This window comes from Paraburkholderia guartelaensis (assembly GCF_004353905.1).
Classification (GTDB): Bacteria; Pseudomonadota; Gammaproteobacteria; order Burkholderiales; family Burkholderiaceae; genus Paraburkholderia; species Paraburkholderia guartelaensis.
In genome coordinates this window covers 1-2987 of sequence record NZ_SMOD01000126.1, presented here as the reverse complement: position 1 = coordinate 2987, position 2987 = coordinate 1, and the positions used below count along the sequence as shown (strand labels likewise).

Here is a 2987-nt window from a genome sequence, read left to right as displayed (position 1 = left end):
GGTGATGTTGCCGGCCGTCCCTTGCGCGACACGAAGCTCTCGCTCATTGCCACGCCCAGCCGATCCCAGTTGATCAGTTCAGCCAGCCGCACCAGCGGATGTTTCAGATTGATCTGCTCACGCAGCGGCTGCCGGAAGAAATCTCCTTCTGTCACAGGCGTCTTCGGACCCATCCGCACCTCGTCAGGATTTGCAGGATTCAAGCGTCAATATGCCTGGTCCCTGCAATTCCCACAACACCAATTCGGCCTCAGAGCCTTGCCGCATAAGCCTTCGCGGATTGTTCAAGGCCGACTAAGTAGATCGAATATTTTCACTAAACACGTAAGCGTACGAATTAAGTTAAAATTCGACATATATTTATGTTAAATTATGCTCGAGCAAAGCCGCCTCTTGTGTCGCATGGTAGCTCCCGTCCGCCTGTGAGCTTCCCGTTCATGCCGGCCTTGCGTCTGTGTGTGCGATGCGGCCGCAGATTTGTCCGATGACGGATATTTTAGGCGCGGCGCGCGAAGGCTTCGCTACCCCCACGCGGGACGTTCGGCAGGGCTAGCTTTGTTAGGTTTGTAAGCCGGGCTGCCGGGCCGGCCCGACCGCGTTTTCCGTTTGCCCGTCGTCTGCCCAGACTAGCAAACTCTAAGTCCTCTTCAACTCCCCAATCGACGCCAGAGGCGTAATCATCGCCAACCTGCTGAACCGGTGGAACGCCTTCGGCAAACCGGTTTGCGTCAAAAATGCATAGTCGCGTCCATAGCACGGGAACTCGTACCCATCCGGACAAAGCCAAGCGACTATGGTTCCTGACGGTCTTTGCAACTGTTCGATGTTGCTGTTCTTGTCGCGATGGGATCTCCCTACTGGATTTGGCGAAGCCATCGTCATACCAGTCGTTCGCTCACGTTCATTTGCGATGCGAATCAGTGTTATCCAAACAATCGATTTTGTAGCTTGAGGCGAGATACCGCATAGTCGCTTCCTGGACGCGCGGCACAGCTTCCGACTATCCGCGCCGGAAAGAGAACTTTCCTGACGTGCCCCGATGCAAGCGACGCTATCGGAGCGAATATCCATCTGAATGTCAAAATTAATTTTCTGCGGGAGCGGATACTAACAACCATCGGAGCCGTGGCAATGACTGTATCGATCGTGATAGTGGGTGCGGGCTTTTGCGGCACGATGACGGCCACATGGCTACTATCGGATCAAAGCGCAAAGCCCCTGTCGATCGCACTGGTCGATGACAGCTATAGCGTTGCGCGCGGTATTGCTTATCGGTCGGACGAAGAGGGCTGGCTCCTGAACGCCCCCGCACGGGCCCTCAGTGTTGAGCGGGACAACGGCAACGGCTTTGTTGATTATTGCCGACTGCGGGGCCGGTCTGCGGAACCCGATGATTTCCTGCCACGCGCCTGGTACGGTGATTATCTTGCGCATCTGCTAAAACAAGCCGGCGAAAATTCCGGGAGGCATCAGTTTTCTCAACACGACGGATACGCCGTCGCGCTGGTGCCGGCAGAGGATGGCCGAACGAAGGTTCACTTGCACACGGGTGTGGAGATTTTTGCCGATCAGATCATCCTTGCGACCGGGCACAGCGATGGCCGCGGCTCCATCACTGTACCAGTGACCGGTGGCGCTTCACTCGATCAGCGTTTACTCGCAAATCCCTGGGACGCAGTTAAACTGGGGGCCGTGCCGAATGACAGCCATTTCTTCATGTGTGGGTCTGGTCTGACGGCACTCGACGTTGTGTACGCGTTGCACCGGCGCAGCGAAAAGTTGCGCTTCACTCTTATGTCCCGCCGTGGTTTGTTGCCCCAACACCACTGCCAGTCACCCCCGAAACTTCAGCCACAAGCGCGGCGGGCGCTTCTCGATCAACTGACTGCCGGCCCTAGGCATTGCATCACCGTCGTACGCAAAGTCATTGCTGAACATCGCGCGAGGGGCGGTGACTGGCGTGAGGTGATCGATAGCCTGCGTCCTGTGGTACCGCAGATCTGGTCAAACTGGTCTGAGGCCGACCGGCGCGCTTTCGTGCGCCATATTGCGCCTTACTGGGACACACATCGTCACCGACAGCCAGCTTCCACGGCAGCGCTTGTCGCGTCACTCACGATGAGTGGGCGTCTCTCGCTTATGGGGGGGCGAATCGAGACAATCAGCGCACATGGCGACGGGCTGCTGCTGGCTATTCGCCCGCGCGAAGCAACGGGCTCGCGCGTTGTGCGCGCATCGTACTTCGTGAATTGCACCGGTGCCGGGATGGCTCCCGCTCATCCAGCTATAGCGTCAGATACAGGACCGCATGCAGATCGCTTACATCGGCCGATAGTACACGCGCGTGATTCCCTTTTTGATCAGTTACGGCGCGACGGGATTGCAAAATTTGACTGGGCGGGGTTGTGTGTTGATGAGTCTTACCGCGTGGTTCGAGTCAATGGCTGTAGCAATCCATCGCTCTTTTATATTGGCCCCGCGCTTAGAAGACGCTTTTGGGAGGCGACGGCGGTGCCCGAATTGCTAACGCATATCGAGCGGATGACGGAGATCATAAGGCGGCAGTTTTCTGCACGTTAAACGCGAGCGCGTTGCGTGACAGGGGCGTGGCTGCAAGCGCACCCTCTGGTTCTGGTTCCGATATCGACGCCTGTCTTGCGATGCAAGCGGCATTGTTGCAAAAATCAGGAAATCAGGCGTAAAGACGACATGACCTCTGTGCTCTCAATCTCAGGCAATACGGACGGACTGCGGGCGAGCGAGGGCTCCCATGCGATTGAGTACACCCGCACGGATCGACACCTCGGTGGCTTGCGAGCCAGTCGCGCGCGCCCACATACTGGAGCCCGTGAGTACCTTGAGCCGGTACACCAAGGTCTCGGCGAGCGATCGCCGGTGGTAGCCGGTCGCCTGCTTCCATTCGCGCCTGCTGCTTCCTTCGATAGCAGCAATAGCTGCATTGCGCCAGGCGGCGCCAGGCGTGCGAT

Annotated in this window: 1 protein-coding gene and 2 pseudogenes; 1 reads left to right on the top strand and 2 read right to left on the bottom strand. The window is 57.6% G+C overall.

Annotated features, from left to right (window positions below; all coding sequences use genetic code 11):
* Positions 1–173 (bottom strand): annotated as a pseudogene (locus tag E1N52_RS43370) (IS5/IS1182 family transposase); the annotation flags it as partial.
* 958 nt (positions 174–1131) lie between these two features.
* On the opposite strand from E1N52_RS43370, the gene E1N52_RS43360 reads away from it, so the two are divergent.
* A complete protein-coding gene (locus E1N52_RS43360) occupies positions 1132–2580 on the top strand; it encodes an FAD/NAD(P)-binding protein (protein WP_133191211.1) in 1449 nt (482 codons plus the stop codon).
* Between the two features lie 150 nt (positions 2581–2730).
* On the opposite strand, the pseudogene E1N52_RS43355 reads toward E1N52_RS43360, so the two are convergent.
* Positions 2731–2987, bottom strand: a pseudogene (locus E1N52_RS43355) (IS5/IS1182 family transposase); the annotation flags it as partial.